Raw genomic sequence first — 16,176 nt, 5'->3', positions numbered from 1 at the left:
TTCTCCTTGTCATTCGGCGCTCAACATCAGCTTCATGTCAGCCTCTGGTTCGAGTTTTCGAACGCAGGCCTGTTCCTCCGGATTCCACTCAAGCTGCAGTTCCTTGTCGCAGAGGTCAGCTACCTCGCGATCGTCTTCTTTCTCGTCTCGCTTGTAGTCGCTGGACCGCGAAGACCCCGAGAGCCCGCCTAGATCGAGTGCATTTTGAGAATTCATAAGCTCCGCCATCGTTGTTCCGAGGCGGATGACCTGGTTCATCATTTCAAGATTGGCGTTACGCGCCCCGGAATTGTGATCCCAGCTGTCTTGGATCGTGCCGCTTTCCATCTGGCCGAGCTGCTGAAGCCATGAGGCGACGTTCCCGCTGTTTTCGGAAATCGACTGGCTGGTTGCCATGGAATTGATCGTAGCGTCTCTCGCACCTGAAAAACCCGAGCTGCCCCCGCCGAAGTTCTCAGGTATGTTCGAGACGTCGGAGCCACCAAATTGCGGCATCCACTTGCCCTTAATCGCGGCGACATAGCCCTGCGTTTCCTTGAACGGAGGGATGCCGCCATACTTGCGAACGTTACCTGGCCCTGCGTTGTAGGCGGCAAGTGCGAGGCTCGTGTTGCCGTTGAAGGTGCGAAGCTGCTGCTTGAGATATCGTGCCCCACCTCGAAGGTTGTCCTCGATGTCGTGAGGATTGACACCAAGATCCTTAGCTGTTCCAGGCATCAGCTGTGACAGGCCCATCGCTCCAACCGGCGACTTGGCACAGGGATTGAACCGGCTTTCCTGGTACACGAGGGACATGAAGAGGGTTTCATCAACACCTTCCTCACGCGCCACTCGCTTCACGAGCCCAACAATCTCCGGGTTGGCCTGCGCGGCCGAAGGCGCGTCACCACCACGGCCGGGTCGGTACATAGAGCACGTCACACTTTTGCTAACCGAGTGCCGGCGACTGTCGGTCTCCTCGATCTTTCTAGTAGTCTCGTTGCGCACTGAATCGGTCGCGGTATGAGCGCCATCCGTAACGGGAACCTGAGTAAAAGCTGGCTGCGCTGTTCCCAATGCCAAGGCTGCCGCAAGCAGCGTCAGAGTCGGACTGTTCCTCATTCGGCCTTCTCCCATCCGCAGAATTTCGCCAACCAGTTTTCCGGTCCGTCTCCGTACTGCTCGCGAAGTGCCGCGCACTCCTCGATCGTCTCCTTGCGTCCCGAAAGCACCTTTACAAGGTCCGGCATTGTCGACAGATCGAGACGTGCAATGACGGAGTCATTGCCGTGCTTGATCAGGAAGGTTCTCTTTTCAGGAGGCGTGTTCTTGATGAACTTGAACTCCTTCACCGTCAGGCCGAAGCGCTTGATGTAGCTCTCTTCGTCAGCCCGTGGGTTCGGGAAGTGGATGTTGGTCGCCGATTGCTCAATGAGCGTGTGCGACGCTTTGGATTTGGTAATGTCAGCAGCCGACTGCGTACCAAAGCCCACGATGCCGTTGAGCTTTCGGATCGTCTTCATCTTGTCGACGATGAAGGCGCTGAAGGTGTCATCCATAAGTAGCTGCCAGCCTTCATCCATGAAGAACATGACGGGGTTACCGTCCAGCAGCTCGTCCAGCCGATGGTAAAGATACATCAGCGCAGGGGTTCTTAGCTCCTCGTTTCCGAGGATGTTGGTCATATCAAAGCCAAACACGCTGTGACCCGAGAAGGAAAGGACGTCATGGGGCGCGTTGAACAGCCAGGCTTTTTCGCCTTCGATCCAAGGGCGAAGCCGCGAGTACAGATCGTTGGCATCGGCCTTGGACCGCCCCATCAAGAGGCCGGCAAGATTCGGGAGGTTCCGCTGAGCTGCCGGCTCCTGCATGATCCGGACGATTGCCTTTTCCAGCGTGTCCTCGTCCTCTTGCGTGAAGTCGGTGCGACGATCGCCGCGCAGCATGGCCTTGAGCAGACGGACCAGAAATTCCCGGTTCTCGCCGGTGTTTTCCAGTTGCAGCGGGTTAAAGCCCGTGGGCGTTCCCGGAGACAAAACTTCGTAGGCTCCGCCGATCGCCCTGACGAAGATCTCAGCCCCACGGTCCTTGTCGAAGAACACGGCGCGAGGCGTGGGTGAAACCCGCATCGCCTGAGCCAGCAGGAAGGTCAAACCTACGGTCTTGCCGGATCCTGTCGGACCAGTCACCGTGAAGTGCCCGATATCCCGGCGGTGGAAGTTGAACCAGTAGGGGGTTTGTGAGGTCGTTTCCAGAATGGTGATCGGCAGGCCCCAATGGGTGCGATCCGCTTGTCCGGTCGCGAAATTATGCATCGAGGAAAGGCCGGAGAAGTTGGCGCTCGACAGCATGGCGATGCGGGAGATGTAGGAGCGGTTTCCAGGCAGCTGCGCCCAGAACGCCGCCTCAAGATTAAGGTCTTCCCGGAGCCAGTTGATGTTCATGTCGGTGAGGCAAGCGCCAAGTTCCGACACGCAACGGCTTAATCCCTCGAGGTCCCGCGAAATGCACAGAAGCGAAAAATGATGGAAGCCGAATACAGCCTCCTGATTGAGAAGGCTGTTCAAAGCATAGTCGATGTCGGATTCGACCGAACTACCCGCTTCGTCGGAGGCCTTGATTTGGCGTTGAAGGCGGCTGATCCGCTCTTGTGCGATCGGTTTGTCTGCAAGGGTGAAGGACTGCGTCAGGATGAACTCGTGGTTCACCTGCAGCAACCCATCCAACATGCCGGGACCAGTGAATGGAGGATATTCTTTGATTGAGAGTAGAGCGGCATAGCGGCTATCTTCTTCCACCGCCGCTTGTGCTTGCATCGTCCGCTTTGAAAAGTGAAGCCGTGAAGTGCCGACGTAGTTGCGAATTCCCATGCGCGGAAGCCGCATCTTTCGCGGCACACCGCAGGTCAGGATCGTGTTGAAGAACTCGCAGGGCTCCGAATACGGATCGCCCTTAGCGTCTTCTCCATCGATGTCCTTTTTCGCGGTATCGTCTGATTTCTTGCGATACGTGATGCCAAGCGGCTTTGCGCCGTACTTGTGCAACTCTCTCACGATGTTCCCAACCAGCTCTTCGAGGTCGGTCACGTCTTCACGGGTCGCTTGGGCCCTGGCCTCCTTGCTCGAGCGTTCAAAGATCCGCTTCAGCGAGTCGCCGAGGCCAAGCGCCCCTTTCATGCCCGAACGCACGATCGTCAGGTAGATTTCGTTCGTGAACATCCGCTTCTTGCGAAGTTGGTCCATATAGCGATCGTTCAGGATCTCGCAGAAGGAGGAATCGAACGAACTGCCGATTTCGGTCTCGACCTCACGACGGATTACAGTCGACCAAAGAGAATAGCGGCTGGAACCTAGTGCTCGGATCATGGTGTTCTGCACAACAGAACGCATGTTCAATTCGGCCTGGTCCTCCGTCTGGAAGAACAGTCCATCAAGCTTGATGACGCTGATCAGGGTTCCATTCTCGAGCCCGATGACCGTGTCAGACACATGCCGCATATAGGGGATGTGAACGGACATAGGCCGCTCGTTGCCGGCGACCTTCCCAAACCCAAGCTCTTCCTTGACGACTTTCAGCATCTACTATGGTCCGTATGAGTTGGTGCCCCAAAAGCGCTTGTTGGGGGTCCTTGGCGTCTTGCGGGACGTGACCTGCAGGACGTCGAGAATCTTGCTGTCCCAGGCACAAAGCGAGAAAAGGACAAGGTAGGCGGCTGGCGCGATCAGCAGTGCCGCCAGATGGTTCGTCACCAGCCACCCAATGATTGTCACGCCGATGATCAGGACGACCGCCATGTAGGGCACGCCCCATAGCGTCGGAGAACGGGTCAAGCCGATCACCAACGGCGTCAAAGCTGGCTTCTCGTCCTGAAAATCGCTCATCAGCCGCCGCCTACCGACGAAATCATCTGGTCAACGATGGCAGGGGCGCCGAACACGAGACCGATGCCAATGACGACGGCTCCGGCCGTGAACCACGAAAGCCTGCCGGCAAAGGCAAGGAAGCCGAGGCCAATCACGGCGATGATTGCCATCAGACGTCCGAAGGGGCCGGTGATGAAGTCAACGATCATCTGTACGGCTGTCTGAAGGGGGGCGAATGCACCGCCGCCGCCACCGCCAGCCTGTGCAAGCGCTTGATCAGCGCCTGCAACCTGCAGGGCTGCCACCAAGCCAATGACGGCTACTGCCTTCAATGCCCCGGAATGCCGGGAAACGACGTTCTTCATAGTTCTCTCCTTAAAAATGCATCACGCCGCCGACGAACTTGCCGGTCTTCTCCACAGCGATGACTCCGGCATCGCTGGTGTTCTTTGCCGCCATGTCTCGGACGATCCCGCTCGCCTTCCGTTTGCCGGTTGGCATCGGTAGGCCAAGCTGGAAATTCACGACCTTTGCGACATAGCCGACGGTTTCTTGGAATGGCGGAACGCCGCCATATTCGTAGATGCGCCCCTCCCCGCTGTTGTAAGCGGCTGCCACCAGAAGCGGGTTCTGAAACTCATCGAGCAGGAAGCGGAGGTACTTCATCCCGCCCTCGATGTTTTGAGCGGGATCACAAATGTCCTGAACACCGAAGCGAGCCGCCGTTTCGGGGATAAGCTGCATAGGTCCGCGTGCGCCTTTCGGTGAATTGCGGATCTCATCGAAGCGGCTTTCGGCCCAGGCAATCGCAACCGCGAAGCCCTCATCGACGCTGTATCGCCGCGCAGTGGATGCAACCAACGCTTTAATCTCGTCAGGTGACAGGCGCGACGGCCCACACTCTTCAACGGGAGTTCCTGCCCCTAGATTTTCGCGGGTATCACTAGATGTAGTATCTAGAGTGGGAGTTAGGACAGGCTCAATGCGGCCGGTGGCGCGCTCCGAGACATCAAAATATGCGCTGACAGACGCATCAATGTGATGCCCTTTGGCGCCCGCGTCTTTCGACGCCGTTGTGCCCAATACTTCAGCTCCGCCCTTCGTGACAACACCGTTTGCACCAAGGACAAATTCCTTCTCCGATGTCTCGACACCGCTCCAGCGATCTTCGAAGTTCGTGACAAGAGATTCCTCATTGATTGTCACAGAATCGTTGTAATCGCTGGAAATACGCCCTGTTGTGGCTAGGTCTTGTGACGCAGCAGTATTGGCCGCGAGCAGCACGGATAATGCTGCGCTAGTCAGGGTTCGCGGGCCTAGGTACCCTGCATAGACAGTGTTTTTATCCATCGCACCCGCCCGTCAAACGGTGTTGTGATCGCCACGAAAACCGACTAGAGTTAATGCACCCATGATACCGATTTGATGCACTCTTACAAGTTTTCTGATCGGCGTTAAACCCTATTTTGCAGGGTCAACAATCGCACTACGGATGGTTAGGGCTAGAATATGAAACAGGCCATCATTCCCGCGCTTCTAAGTTGCACATTGGCAACACAAGCGCTTGCCGCTCCTGCGGTGAACAAGGACTACATCAGGTCACTGGCGGCGCCGGGCAAGACGGTTCTTGTCGTCGAGTATTACGACGGGACCGGCAAAGTCGCTGATCGCAAAGGTTACGCCACTGCCAATGGCTTCAAGGCTATCTCGGCGACTGAGTTTCGCGTCGATGAAGCGACAACGTTGCATCTGTATGGCGTTCAGCCCTGCAGCGGCGATCTGGTCAATCGCGCAGAGGACTATTCCGGGACTTGCGAGGAGTTTGGTACGCAGCAGCTGCAAACGATGCTGCAGAGCCCCAAGGTTCTGTTCTGCAGGGCCTTCATCAGCGAGCAGACTGCCCCCGTCCAGGATGTCACTTGCTACGGCTACTATAACTATCCTGGAGCAATGGACACGGTTGATAATCTTGAGGAGCAGCTTCTGTCGTTAGGAGCGGTTCGCCTGACTAAGAAAGCCGATGGTTCATTCGAACGTCCTGATCTCACGGAGGCTCAGGAAATCGGCCAGAAGGGTTCCTACGGCATGTGGGCAGATCCTCGGGTGAAGGCGCAATGAAGCTTGCTGCTGCACTCTTCGCGACCCTACTGCCCTTTGCAGCCAATGCCGCACCTGAAGGGTACTTCGATCTTGCTCCCGGCATCACCTTGGAAACGGGGGACACCTGGATCTCGAACGGAGAACGGTTTCGTCTCTATGGCATCCAGTCCTGCTTGCGCGGCACTGCCTACACGGATGGTCAGGGCAACAAGAAGGATTGCGGCGAGGCATCGCTTGCGATGTTGGCTGCCTACATCAAGGACACCAAACCGATCTGTGCCCCCGTGGCGAAGCTCAACGGCATCTCATATGTCGTTTGTTACGCCACGGTTGGCAGTCAAAGGCTCGACCTCGCGCAGATCATGGTGACAAGCGGCTATGCATTCGCTGCCTTGAAGACCGATGGTCTCCCTTATCATGCCCCCTACGCCATAGCCGAGCAGCTTGCTCAGCAAAAGAAGGCCGGCCTTTGGCAATTCTCCGACGTTCAGCATCCTTCCATCCTGCTTAGTCGTGAGGCGAACCAGCGATCGAGGAGCGCCCAGCCATGAGAAGCCACCTTTTCCATTTTATCGCCGCAAGTTGTTTGGCCCAGCCGGCGTTTGCCGCCGATCCGATCTATCAGAACTGGCACGCCCTACGCGGTCAGGCTGCGCCTCCAGTTGCTGCTGCTGTTCGGTTGCCGACGTTCAAAGGCTCGGTAACCGTTCTTGACGGCCGCACGCTATGGTTCGGCACGCTTGGCAATGGCTATAAAGTGAGATTGGCTGGCATCGACACCTGTGAGCTTCCTCAATGGGCTTTGAACCCAAAGTGGACCAACCGGGACAAGCAACAGGCCCCTACCCCCGTTCCATGCGGTCCCTTCGCCAAGGCCTGGCTGAAAAGGACTGTCGGAAACAGACCCACGACTTGCGTCGGTCTGGCCTACGCGAACGATGGGATACCCGTCGCACAATGCACGACTAGCGGTGTGGATCTCGCCGCCGAAATGCTGCGCGTCGGTTGGGCTCGTCTCGATTCCCCTTACATCAACGCCCAGTATTACGCTTATCAGACCAACGCGATGGCCGCCCGGTATGGGATGTGGGGAACCTACGTGTTGGACATGAACGAATGGCGCCGCAAAGCCGTCGACAAGACGCTAGATCGGCATCCGATCGCCGACTTCAATCTATTGGCCGAGAGGAAAAGCGAGATCTCTCCTCCTTTTGCTGATGCGCGAAACAAGCCGAAGAGGACAGAGCGATAGTTGCCAGACCTCGCACATATTGCGAACTCTCTCGCAACGGATCCCTTGGCTGGCTTGCTGCTTGCCATCTCCCTCTCGATCGCCCTCATAATCCCGGCGCAGAGACTCTGGTGGATCCACGCGCTACTAGCGGCCTTCCTTCTCATCCTGTCGCTGGCTTTCCACGACAAGCGTCACTTGTCCTTCGACAGCTACCTGGTCGGGCTCCTAGCCTTCGCCGCGGTTTCTCGGGACATTCCCAATCAGCCACTGCTCTATCGCATCGGCATTTCCTGGTTTGCGTGCTTCGCGCTGATCTCGGCCGTCATCTACGCTGCAGGCGAACGCAACCAATACAGGACTCCGCTCGAAAGACCTTTTTCCGAGCCGGCAATATCAGCAGCATTGATCAAGAGGGACACCTGATATGAAACCAGTGTTTTTTGCCGTAGTCGGGCTCACGGCTTTTGCCGTCTCTCCAGCATCTGCCAAGGCTGAGGATGCCTCATGGGGTTGCCAGGTTCTCTTGTGCGCAGCCTCACAAAGCCCGTCATGGCATGGCGTCCCCTACTGCGTTCCCCCGATGAAAAGGCTCATATCAGCTATGGCGAAGCCCGGCTTCTCCTGGCCGATCTGCCATGAAGCAAAAGCCGGCAAACCGGGCTATGAACCTTACGAGGAATGCCCTGCCGGCATGACCGCCGTTTCCTCCCGCACCGATGGGGATCGGTCGTTCTTGGGCCGAGACGACAAGGATCAGTGCACGAAGACCGTCAACCAGTGCAGCAACCGTGCCGCCTTCCGCACCCAATTTGGTGACAAGCGCGAAAACGAGCGCAAGGGTGTCACGATCCGGCAGATCAACCAGAACAACGACAATGATGTTTTCAACCGAGACAATGGCTGCATGGTGCAGATCACTCAGCCCCGCCCTCGCCGCGCGGATCCTTATTATTTCGACATTCCGAACGATAAGGGCATCAAGAAGCGCGCTTGGTTCAACCTGAATGACTGAGTGGATGACATGAAAAGCAACATTCTCATCGTAGCAGCCGCCGGTATCGGCATCCTCGCCGGTGCTGGAGGTACTTATCTCATCATGCCGGAGCCAGAGCCGGTTGTTCGGGCCCCTACTGATGCGGAGATCGCGGCCCTTATCGCAGCCAATCCCTCCCTAATTCCCGAACCTCCGGCCCCTGTGCTTGAAATACCGACAGAAGAGGAAGCTCTAGCCGCATACCGTAAGGCTTATGCCCGCAATCCTCTGAGGACCGGCCGCGGTGAAGCCGATGTCACCCTTGCTTTGGGAGAGTGTGTCGAGAGCGCCAGCGGTCCAGGCGTATCATGCGTTGCGGCCATCAAGAGGAATCCGAACGCAGCTCCTCTCGATCGCGTCCTCGGATTTGCCAAGTCTGCATCCGGCGAATGGGTTGCCACCAACTACTGATTTCAGGGCCAGATGCCCGTTGATCATCAATGCCCCGATAGTGAGATGGAGCCTGAAAGAAGAAGCTCCATTTCCTCAGGGTTTAGGCTCCGCTTGGAGGCTATTAGATACCCCGCTACGTAAAGTAGCTTCTGATCTCTCTCATCCTGATCTGACGGCGCGTGCCTGATGATTTCCATATGTGCCTTCGCTTCTTGATCCATGTCAGCGCCGCCCTCGCCGTTGACAGCCGCCAGGTACACGGCCCGGTGACGTTCGACCTTCACGGACAATGGCTCGTTGGGTTGCAGCTCAAGCTTTTCGGTCATCTTTCCCTCTCCACAAGCGCAAGCGATCACTCCTTGACCTCCCGAAATCGAAGGGAGGGCAGGAGCCCCGCTCCCGCTCCCGAGCTCGTGCGGAACAGCTGGAGAGAGGGGGACAAGCGCTAAACCGGAGGGGGATCACCCACCCGGAGGGCCGAGACGGATTTCAGGGAAATGCGGCCGGTGCTGCAGGCCGCAGGCCGAAGCATGGGGAGACCGGTTTAGTGCTTGCGGGGGAGAGAGGGCAGAGCGCCTTTCTCCCCTCTCAGTGAGTTAGATCAAGTCGCCTTTCGGCCCTAAGCGGTCATCACCGGAGTTGCTTGCCTCCCAATACAAGCAGGAGAAAAGCAAGCACTGCGCAAGCCATCGGCCGGACATACATCGGGTTTCGAGGTGAGTTCCAACTAAGCCGCCTGCCGCCACAGCCGCAGGTCTACTGGATATGCTCCCGAGCCGCACAGCCACCAACTCCTTAGATTCATTTCGGCTTGCTGCAGCGCTTGGCAAGCTCCCGATAAAACGCCTCCGGACTCACGCCGATCTCCTCTGCGACTTGCCTCCACTTCCCCTTTGACGGAAGCTGCTCGTGCCATGCGATCCAGGCATCCAGCCGTTCGGCAACTGTCTTCAGCGCAAGGATTTCTGCACGCATGCGGGTGTTCCTGATCTCGTGAGCTAAATAGGCCGCCCACGCTGCTGCAAAATCCGGTTCTCTGGCGAACTTCAACCTTATCCGTCGGCTCTCGATGATGCGAACCCGGGACACAGCAACTGCCACGGCCTCACAATGATAGACGTCGCTGAACATCGAAGCTTCCGCCAGGACCGAACCTGCCGAGGCACGTTGCAGGACTACAGCACGCCCATCATCCTGATGCCGAACAAGCCGTACCTCCCCAGAAAGAACCAGCATCAGAGAAGACACCACGTCGTTTCTGCTAAAGAGGACTGCACCTTCGTCGAAGACCCGCTCGGTTCCGGGCATCTCTATCAGTTCATGAAACATGATCGCTATCATGTGAATGTTTGCATCGAAATGACAAGGTGGTTCTTGATCGATGAAAGGAAATGCAGATGAACCTCCCGGTTACCGCTTTGTCTCTTCTATTGCTGTTTTCGACGTCCGTCCCTGCCCAGGAACATTCTGGAACTCACACATGCACGGTATGGACGATGCAGCCATGACGGACGACGGTGAATTTCCCATCGAAGCTGGGCAGGCCGCTTTCGCGGCCATTCAGGAAATTGTCGCTTTGCTGGAGAACGATCCCACGACCGACTGGTCAAAGGTCAACATAGAGGCTTTGCGTCAGCACCTCATAGACATGAACAACGTGACCATGTCAGCTCGTTGCCTCCACGGAGCGGACTCGACGCCAATCAAGTCCTGCAAACAGCGCTTCGAACTGGGCATGGCCCAAGGTCATCAGGCCGTCCCGAATGTCTGGCCAAGTGAACGTATGCTCCTCCAGGCGCTTGTAGGCCATCACCAAACCGCTGCCATCCCAATAGATCAGCTTCAATCGGTCCGCCTTGCGGGATCGGAATACGAAGATCGTTCCTGTAAACGGGTCCTTGTGCAACTCGTTTCTGACCAGCGCTGCCAGTCCATCATGGCCTTTGCGGAAATCGACGGGCTTGGTCGCCACCATGATCCGAACCCGGTTCGATGGAAAGATCATGCCGGAACCGCACAGGCACGCGCGACAGCGGCGATCCGGGCGGCGGACGCGCCTTCTTCCAACCTGATCGTGACAGCGCCGACGATGATCTCGGGGCGGCTGGCTTTCTTGAGGGGCGGCTCCGCAACGGGTGGATCGACGACAACCGCCGCGAACTCCACCGCATCCTCGGGTGCTGGCAGAACCAGCTTGCCCTGCCGTGCCATCGTTCGCCAAGTCGAGAGGTGGTTTGGCTTCAGGCCGTGGCGTTCTGCAACTTCATTCACCAACGCTCCGGGCCGAAGGCTCTCCGAAACGATCTGGGCCTTCACTTCGTCCGGCCAGTGCCGCTGTGGCTCACGCCCAGACTTCCTGGCCGTGAGAAACTCCAATGTAGTATCCATGGAGAAACTCCCGTTGCTCGTCCATGAATAGGCGATCACAGATCAGAGCGGCGAGGACAACGTGGGAGCGGGACACCGGTTACTGAACACCTACGCACTGGAACATGTGTTCTGGAGCGAGACCCGAGCCTGGATGGCCCTGGTCATGGGATCGACTATGGCGGTCATCATGCTCGCCTTCATGCTCGGTATGTACAAGAAGCAGATGCTCAACATGGCCATCTTCGGCGGGTCCGTCGCGGTCTTCGCGTTGTCGCTGTGGCTCGTCCGCAGCCAGGTGACGGTCGACGACGCCGAATACATGAGCGCGATGATCCCGCATCATTCGATTGCCATCATGACGAGTGAGCGTGCGCAGATTTCCGATCCCCGCGTTCGAAAGCTGGCCGACGAGATCATCGAGGCCCAGGAGCGGGAGATCGCAGAGATGAAGTATCTGATCGAGGACCTGGAGGAGCGTGACTGATGAAGAACTCCCTCCTTTCACTGCTGCTCCTTACCTCGGCCAGTCTCCTGTCGGGATGTGGCGAACGGGAAGCTGCTGACGACATCATTAGTCCTCCGCGTTCTGAAGAGGCTGCCCGCGTGCTCTCCGGTGAGGAAGCCATAGCTGGCGCTGACATACCCACACTCGACCCCGCGACGATGGTGGACGCGGAGATCGCCAAAGTCCTTGGTTCGCCTGCTCAATGCACGTTCAGGTACACGAGTGCTGGAAAGCCGATACTTGCCCTCAAGGGAACACCGGGCGCTACCGTGACAACTGCTGTCCTAAAGGTGAACGCTCACCTTGTGGAACTGCAGCCAGCTGGCGGGGACGGCAACCTCTTCCTGACCTCTGGGCCCATCAGCGTCACTCTCTCCGTCGATGAGGTCCAAGCGGGAGAGAAGGTGGAAGCCGACATGGTATTCGCGATTGGTGAGAGCCTGCGCGTGGGATATTCAGGTTACTATCAGTGCGGCGGCTAGCGCGGCACGTGATTGCTTGAAGCACTCTGGCTGAAACGTGCAAACGCTGGAGGCGGGAGCGGCTTTCTGCAGCCCGCCTCCTGCGCTGTGCCGATCAGTGCGTCTCGTGCTTACCATGTTCCGCCTGAGCAGTGCGTGTCGTTGCTGCCTTGAAGACCTCGGTCCGCTCGTCTCCCTTGACGACCAGCTTGCCCACCAGGCCACGGGCTGCCCGTGACAGAGCATGGTCCACCAGCACGTACTCCCCCGGAACGTCCATCGTCATGTCGACCACCGCAGCTCCGCCGGGCGGAACCGTGATGGTCTGCACGTCGGTCAGCGGCTCCGTCGTCAGCGACGCGAGCTGATACACCTTGTCGAAGATTTCGCCGATCACGTGGAAGCTCGACGTCTTGTTGGGGCCGCCGACACCGAAGTAGATGCGAACAGTCTCGCCGACCTTTGCGGTCAACGCATTGTCGCCGGTCAGCGCATTGGCTGCACCGTTGAACACATAATATTCCGGCGTCTCGTCCATCAGCCTGTCCAGGCTCTCCGTCAGCTTGCCCTTCGTGCCATAGGCCTGCGCCGTATAAACCTCGCCTTGCATCACGTAGAATTCGCGGTCCACCGGAGGAAGACCACCTTCCGGTTCCACCAGGATCAGACCATACATGCCGTTGGCAATATGGTGGGCGGCCATCGGTACAGCGCAGTGGTAAACGTAAAGGCCCGGCTTCAGTGCTTTGAAGCTGAAGCCTTTCGTTTCTCCCGGTGCAGCGTCCGTCGCCTCCGCTCCGCCTCCCGGTCCCGTGACCGCATGGAAGTCCACGCTGTGGCGTTCACTGCTATCGGCAAGGTTGGTTAGTTCAACTTCGACGGTGTCGCCGACTCTTGCTCGGACGAAGGGGCCTGGAACCTTCCTGTTGAAGGTCCAGTAGTGGTAGGTCGCGCCGTCCGCCAGGCTGCCAGTAACTTCGACCGTGTCGAGCTTCACCTTGATCGTTTCCGGACCCCTCGCACCTACTGGCTGAGCAAGGTCTGTCGCCGCCCGTACGATATCGAGGGGAGCGGCAGCTGTCCCGTTCGCCGCCGGATGGTTGTGGGTGGCGTCGGCCAGCACCGGCATTGCCGTCGCCGACAGGAGTGCGACGACGACGGCGGCGCGGAAGAGTGTTCTACTGGTCATAATTCTGGTCCTGCTATTTATGTCTGCGTTGCCTATTATTGGACACTGCGTCCGTCGGAGCATCCTTGCGATGCCGCAAATAGAAGCTTCGCTCGCGTCTTCGTGATCGCCTGCAGGTGTCGGGTTCGAGCCTACGGCGTCTGCGGAGCGGGGCGGAAATGCGCAATCGCTCCGGCGGTCATCTTCGTCACGCACCAGTTGGCGTAGAACCCGCCCAGCAAGCGCCCCAGCAGCCTATCGGGGAGACGGGTGGGCAGGTTGTACTCGATCCTGACGTTCAGGCTGCATACCGATCTGGCGGGACTGATCCTGAATCCCATACGGTAGGAACCGATGACGAGGAGACGCACCGTTCCGCGCGTCTCCCAAGTCTTTGAGAGCGGAGGATGTCGTTCCGTCACGACTTCCTCCACGGAGAGCGCCCGGTCGAGTATCAGCCCCCTCATTCTAATGACAGAGCCGACGGCACGTCCTTCCGCTTCGTCAAAGTTGTACTTCATGGAAGCCCCCAGCATCATGACTGAGGGCTCTTCCATGTGCGCACCGAGGAAGGCCGGATTGTCGAGCAACTCGAAAACCCGTTCGGCTAATGCCGACAAGGCTACAGTGCTCGATGCCGACCGCTGGTAGGTCACGACCGGTGATCCTTGTGGCCGTGACCGCCATGTCGATGAAACAGGTGCATCAGTGGGCAGGCCAGCAGGATCAGGTAGGGGGCGTAGCCCAGAACGTGCCCCCAGTGCTCACGAAGGATGTAGAACACCAGGATCAGGGCCAGGGATGCGCCCATCAGCAGGAGCGTGCGGTTGACCGTCATATCTTCATGCTCCTCAACCTGAGAGAGTTGGCGATCACACTGACCGAAGACAATGCCATTGCCGCCGCCGCGATGATCGGTGAGAGCAGCAGACCAAAGACAGGGTAGAGGACGCCCGCCGCGACAGGCACGCCTGCAGCATTGTAGATGAAGGCGAAGAAGAGGTTCTGCCTGATGTTGCTCATCGTGGCGCGGCTCATCTGCCGCGCCCGGACAATGCCCTGCAGGTCTCCCTTCAGGAGGGTGACGCCCGCGCTTTCGATGGCGACGTCGGTTCCCGTTCCCATAGCCACGCCGACATCGGCCGCCGCAAGCGCGGGAGCATCATTCACACCATCGCCCGCCATGGCGACGATCCTGCCTTCACTGCGCAGGCGCGAGACGATCTTGCTCTTGTCCTCGGGCAGGACTTCCGCCTCCACCTCGGTAATCCCGAGGCGTCGCGCGACTGCATGAGCAGTCGTCTTGTTGTCGCCCGTCAGCATCACGACCCGAACACCGTCTTCGACGAGCGCCTTTACCGCATCCGGTGTCGTCGGCTTGATGGGATCGGCGATAGCAAACAGACCGGCCAGCCTGCCATCGATGGCGGTGAATATGACGGTAGCGCCTTCGTTGCGCAGCTCTTCCGCCTTCGCGGTCATGGCGCTGACGTCGACACCCTCTTCCCCCATGATGCGGTGACTGCCGAGGATCAGCCGCTTTCCATCGACCGTCCCCGTCACTCCCTTGCCCACAGGGCTGTCGAAATCGATGGCATCTCCCAGGGCGATGCTACGCTCACCTGCCGCATTGACAATCGCGAGCGCCAGCGGATGTTCGCTTGAGCGTTCGACCGTGGCGGCCAGCCGCAGCAGCTCGTCTTCGGAGATGCCTTCCGCTGGTGCAATGGCCGTGACCTTGGGCCGTCCCTCTGTCAGGGTTCCGGTCTTGTCGACCACGAGCGTGTCGACCTTTTCGAAGCGCTCCAGTGCCTCCGCGTTCTTGATCAGTACGCCGAGACTAGCTCCCCGACCGACACCGACCATGATCGACATAGGTGTCGCAAGCCCCAGGGCACAGGGGCAGGCAATGATAAGAACGGCGACGGCTGCCACCAGGCCGTGGGCGAAGCGAGGCTCAGGCCCATAGATCATCCAGGCGGCAAAGGCGACGAGCGCAACCACAATGACGACCGGAACGAACCATCCCGAGACCTCATCTGCGAGGCGCTGGATGGGTGCGCGAGAGCGTTGGGCGTCCGCGACCATGCGAACAATCTGGGAGAGCATCGTGTCGCGTCCGACCTTGCCCGCCTCCATGATGAAGCCACCGGTCTGGTTCATGGTGCCGCCGATGAGCGTCGACCCGACCTCCTTGGTGACCGGCATCGACTCGCCGGTGATCATGGATTCGTCCACAGAGCTGCGGCCCTCCAGAAGCACACCATCAACAGGAACTTTCTCTCCCGGTCGAACCCGGAGGCGGTCGCCGACGGCCACGGCGTCAAGACCGACATCCTCGTCCGTCCCATCCGCAAGAACCCGACGCGCCGTCTTTGGTGCCAGATCGAGAAGCGCGCGGATCGCCCCGCCTGTCTGTTCGCGTGCCCTCAGTTCCAGAACCTGCCCGAGCAGGACCAGGACGGTGATGACGGCGGCCGCCTCGAAGTAGACGGCGACTGAACCTTCTTCCGCGCGGAACGTGTCGGGAAAGACGCCTGGCGCAACCGTTGCAACGACGCTGTAAATCCAGGCGGCACCCGTCCCCATCGCAATCAGGGTGAACATGTTCAAATGACGGGTCACCAGGGACTTCCAACCCCGTTCAAAGAACGGCCAGCCCGCCCAGAGGACAACCGGTGTCGCGAGTACCATCTGCAGCCAGTTCGACGTCTGTGGCCCCAGTATCATGTGGAGATTCGTGAGATGGCCACCCATCTCCAAGGCAAGGACCGGGATGCTGAGGACGAGGCCAATCCAGAACCGTCGGCTCATGTCCACCAGTTCCGGACTTGGACCCGTTCCCAGGGTCGCCACTTCCGGCTCCAGTGCCATGCCGCAGATCGGGCAGTTGCCGGGGCCGATCTGCCTCACCTGCGGATGCATCGGGCAGGTGTAGATGACGCCTTCCCCCAGCATGCCCGGAGGAGGTACTTGCTTCTCTGCCACCTGATGGTGGTGCTCATGGTCATGCTCTTGATGATGATCATCGTGAGCATGATGGCCGTGATGTTCGTGCTTCATCTCCGCT

At 58.6% G+C, this 16,176-nt stretch carries 21 protein-coding genes; 8 read left to right on the top strand and 13 right to left on the bottom strand.

Annotated features, from left to right (window positions below; genetic code table 11):
- Window positions 1-9 precede the first annotated feature (9 nt).
- Genes FB009_RS26580 through FB009_RS26560 form a run of 5 tightly spaced genes read right to left on the bottom strand, consistent with a single transcriptional unit; the run spans window position 10 to window position 5,192 of the window.
- Complete coding sequence (locus FB009_RS26580) at window positions 10-1,101, bottom strand: lytic transglycosylase domain-containing protein (protein ID WP_145162339.1); 1,092 nt, start codon at window positions 1,099-1,101, stop codon at window positions 10-12.
- The gene (locus FB009_RS26575) at window positions 1,098-3,557 is read right to left on the bottom strand and encodes a VirB4 family type IV secretion/conjugal transfer ATPase (RefSeq protein ID WP_145162263.1); all 2,460 of its coding nucleotides are present in this window, start codon (window positions 3,555-3,557) and stop codon (window positions 1,098-1,100) included. Before FB009_RS26575 ends, FB009_RS26580 begins: the two co-directional genes overlap by 4 nt.
- A 3-nt stretch (window positions 3,558-3,560) precedes the next feature.
- On the bottom strand, window positions 3,561-3,860 hold the full coding sequence (locus FB009_RS26570) for a type IV secretion system protein VirB3 (protein ID WP_081950740.1): 300 nt from the start codon (window positions 3,858-3,860) through the stop codon (window positions 3,561-3,563).
- Entirely contained in the window at window positions 3,860-4,207 is a 348-nt protein-coding gene (locus FB009_RS26565) for a TrbC/VirB2 family protein (RefSeq protein WP_037093745.1), read from the bottom strand. The genes FB009_RS26570 and FB009_RS26565 overlap by 1 nt, the downstream gene beginning before the upstream one ends.
- Before the next feature lie 10 nt (window positions 4,208-4,217).
- A complete protein-coding gene (locus FB009_RS26560; RefSeq protein ID WP_145162260.1) occupies window positions 4,218-5,192 on the bottom strand; it encodes a lytic transglycosylase domain-containing protein in 975 nt (324 codons plus the stop codon).
- Window positions 5,193-5,351: 159 nt separating this feature from the next.
- Between FB009_RS26560 and FB009_RS26555 the strand changes: the two genes are divergently transcribed.
- The 6 genes from FB009_RS26555 (at window position 5,352) to FB009_RS26530 (ending at window position 8,620) form a co-directional block, all read left to right on the top strand.
- Window positions 5,352-5,960 carry a hypothetical protein gene (locus tag FB009_RS26555; protein WP_145162257.1) on the top strand — a complete coding sequence of 203 codons (609 nt, stop codon included), beginning with the start codon at window positions 5,352-5,354 and terminating at the stop codon, window positions 5,958-5,960.
- Window positions 5,957-6,493, top strand: a complete 537-nt coding sequence (locus FB009_RS26550; RefSeq protein WP_145162255.1) for a thermonuclease family protein — start codon at window positions 5,957-5,959, stop codon at window positions 6,491-6,493. Before FB009_RS26555 ends, FB009_RS26550 begins: the two co-directional genes overlap by 4 nt.
- The gene (locus FB009_RS26545) at window positions 6,490-7,194 is read left to right on the top strand and encodes a thermonuclease family protein (RefSeq protein ID WP_145162252.1); all 705 of its coding nucleotides are present in this window, start codon (window positions 6,490-6,492) and stop codon (window positions 7,192-7,194) included. The genes FB009_RS26550 and FB009_RS26545 overlap by 4 nt, the downstream gene beginning before the upstream one ends.
- Window positions 7,195-7,599: a hypothetical protein gene (locus tag FB009_RS26540; RefSeq protein WP_145162249.1), complete on the top strand. Its 405-nt coding sequence runs from the start codon at window positions 7,195-7,197 to the stop codon at window positions 7,597-7,599.
- A 268-nt stretch (window positions 7,600-7,867) separates the two neighbouring features.
- Complete coding sequence (locus FB009_RS33795; RefSeq protein WP_331251706.1) at window positions 7,868-8,188, top strand: hypothetical protein; 321 nt, start codon at window positions 7,868-7,870, stop codon at window positions 8,186-8,188.
- A gap of 9 nt (window positions 8,189-8,197) precedes the next feature.
- Complete coding sequence (locus tag FB009_RS26530) at window positions 8,198-8,620, top strand: hypothetical protein (RefSeq protein ID WP_145162244.1); 423 nt, start codon at window positions 8,198-8,200, stop codon at window positions 8,618-8,620.
- 26 nt (window positions 8,621-8,646) lie between these two features.
- Here the strand turns inward: FB009_RS26530 and FB009_RS26525 are convergent, their stop codons facing one another.
- From FB009_RS26525 to tnpA, 4 genes are all read right to left on the bottom strand, one after another.
- Complete coding sequence (locus tag FB009_RS26525) at window positions 8,647-8,928, bottom strand: hypothetical protein (protein WP_145162241.1); 282 nt, start codon at window positions 8,926-8,928, stop codon at window positions 8,647-8,649.
- A gap of 475 nt (window positions 8,929-9,403) precedes the next feature.
- Complete coding sequence (locus FB009_RS26520) at window positions 9,404-9,931, bottom strand: Crp/Fnr family transcriptional regulator (protein WP_234823790.1); 528 nt, start codon at window positions 9,929-9,931, stop codon at window positions 9,404-9,406.
- A 337-nt stretch (window positions 9,932-10,268) separates the two neighbouring features.
- A complete protein-coding gene (gene tnpB, locus FB009_RS26515; RefSeq protein WP_145162238.1) occupies window positions 10,269-10,607 on the bottom strand; it encodes an IS66 family insertion sequence element accessory protein TnpB in 339 nt (112 codons plus the stop codon).
- Window positions 10,604-10,990, bottom strand: a complete 387-nt coding sequence (gene tnpA, locus FB009_RS26510) for an IS66-like element accessory protein TnpA (RefSeq protein WP_145162235.1) — start codon at window positions 10,988-10,990, stop codon at window positions 10,604-10,606. Before tnpA ends, tnpB begins: the two co-directional genes overlap by 4 nt.
- 61 nt (window positions 10,991-11,051) lie before the next feature.
- Between tnpA and FB009_RS26505 the strand changes: the two genes are divergently transcribed.
- Entirely contained in the window at window positions 11,052-11,456 is a 405-nt protein-coding gene (locus tag FB009_RS26505) for a DUF305 domain-containing protein (protein WP_234888297.1), read from the top strand.
- A complete protein-coding gene (locus tag FB009_RS26500; RefSeq protein ID WP_062654009.1) occupies window positions 11,456-11,959 on the top strand; it encodes a DUF6692 family protein in 504 nt (167 codons plus the stop codon). Before FB009_RS26505 ends, FB009_RS26500 begins: the two co-directional genes overlap by 1 nt.
- A 94-nt stretch (window positions 11,960-12,053) precedes the next feature.
- Here FB009_RS26500 and nirK read toward each other — a convergent pair whose 3' ends face one another.
- The 4 genes from nirK to FB009_RS26480 form a co-directional block, all read right to left on the bottom strand.
- Entirely contained in the window at window positions 12,054-13,127 is a 1,074-nt protein-coding gene (gene nirK, locus FB009_RS26495) for a copper-containing nitrite reductase (protein ID WP_062654007.1), read from the bottom strand.
- Between the two features lie 131 nt (window positions 13,128-13,258).
- Window positions 13,259-13,762, bottom strand: a complete 504-nt coding sequence (locus FB009_RS26490; protein ID WP_113732140.1) for an SRPBCC family protein — start codon at window positions 13,760-13,762, stop codon at window positions 13,259-13,261.
- The gene (locus FB009_RS26485; RefSeq protein ID WP_052820539.1) at window positions 13,759-13,944 is read right to left on the bottom strand and encodes a DUF2933 domain-containing protein; all 186 of its coding nucleotides are present in this window, start codon (window positions 13,942-13,944) and stop codon (window positions 13,759-13,761) included. Before FB009_RS26485 ends, FB009_RS26490 begins: the two co-directional genes overlap by 4 nt.
- A complete protein-coding gene (locus FB009_RS26480; protein ID WP_082186117.1) occupies window positions 13,941-16,169 on the bottom strand; it encodes a copper-transporting P-type ATPase in 2,229 nt (742 codons plus the stop codon). The genes FB009_RS26485 and FB009_RS26480 overlap by 4 nt, the downstream gene beginning before the upstream one ends.
- Window positions 16,170-16,176 lie beyond the last annotated feature (7 nt).

It is taken from the genome of Sinorhizobium medicae (assembly GCF_007827695.1).
In the GTDB taxonomy this organism is placed as follows: Bacteria; Pseudomonadota; Alphaproteobacteria; order Rhizobiales; family Rhizobiaceae; genus Sinorhizobium; species Sinorhizobium medicae.
The sequence above is the reverse complement of the archived record's forward strand: the minus strand, read 5'-3'. Positions and strand labels throughout refer to the sequence as shown.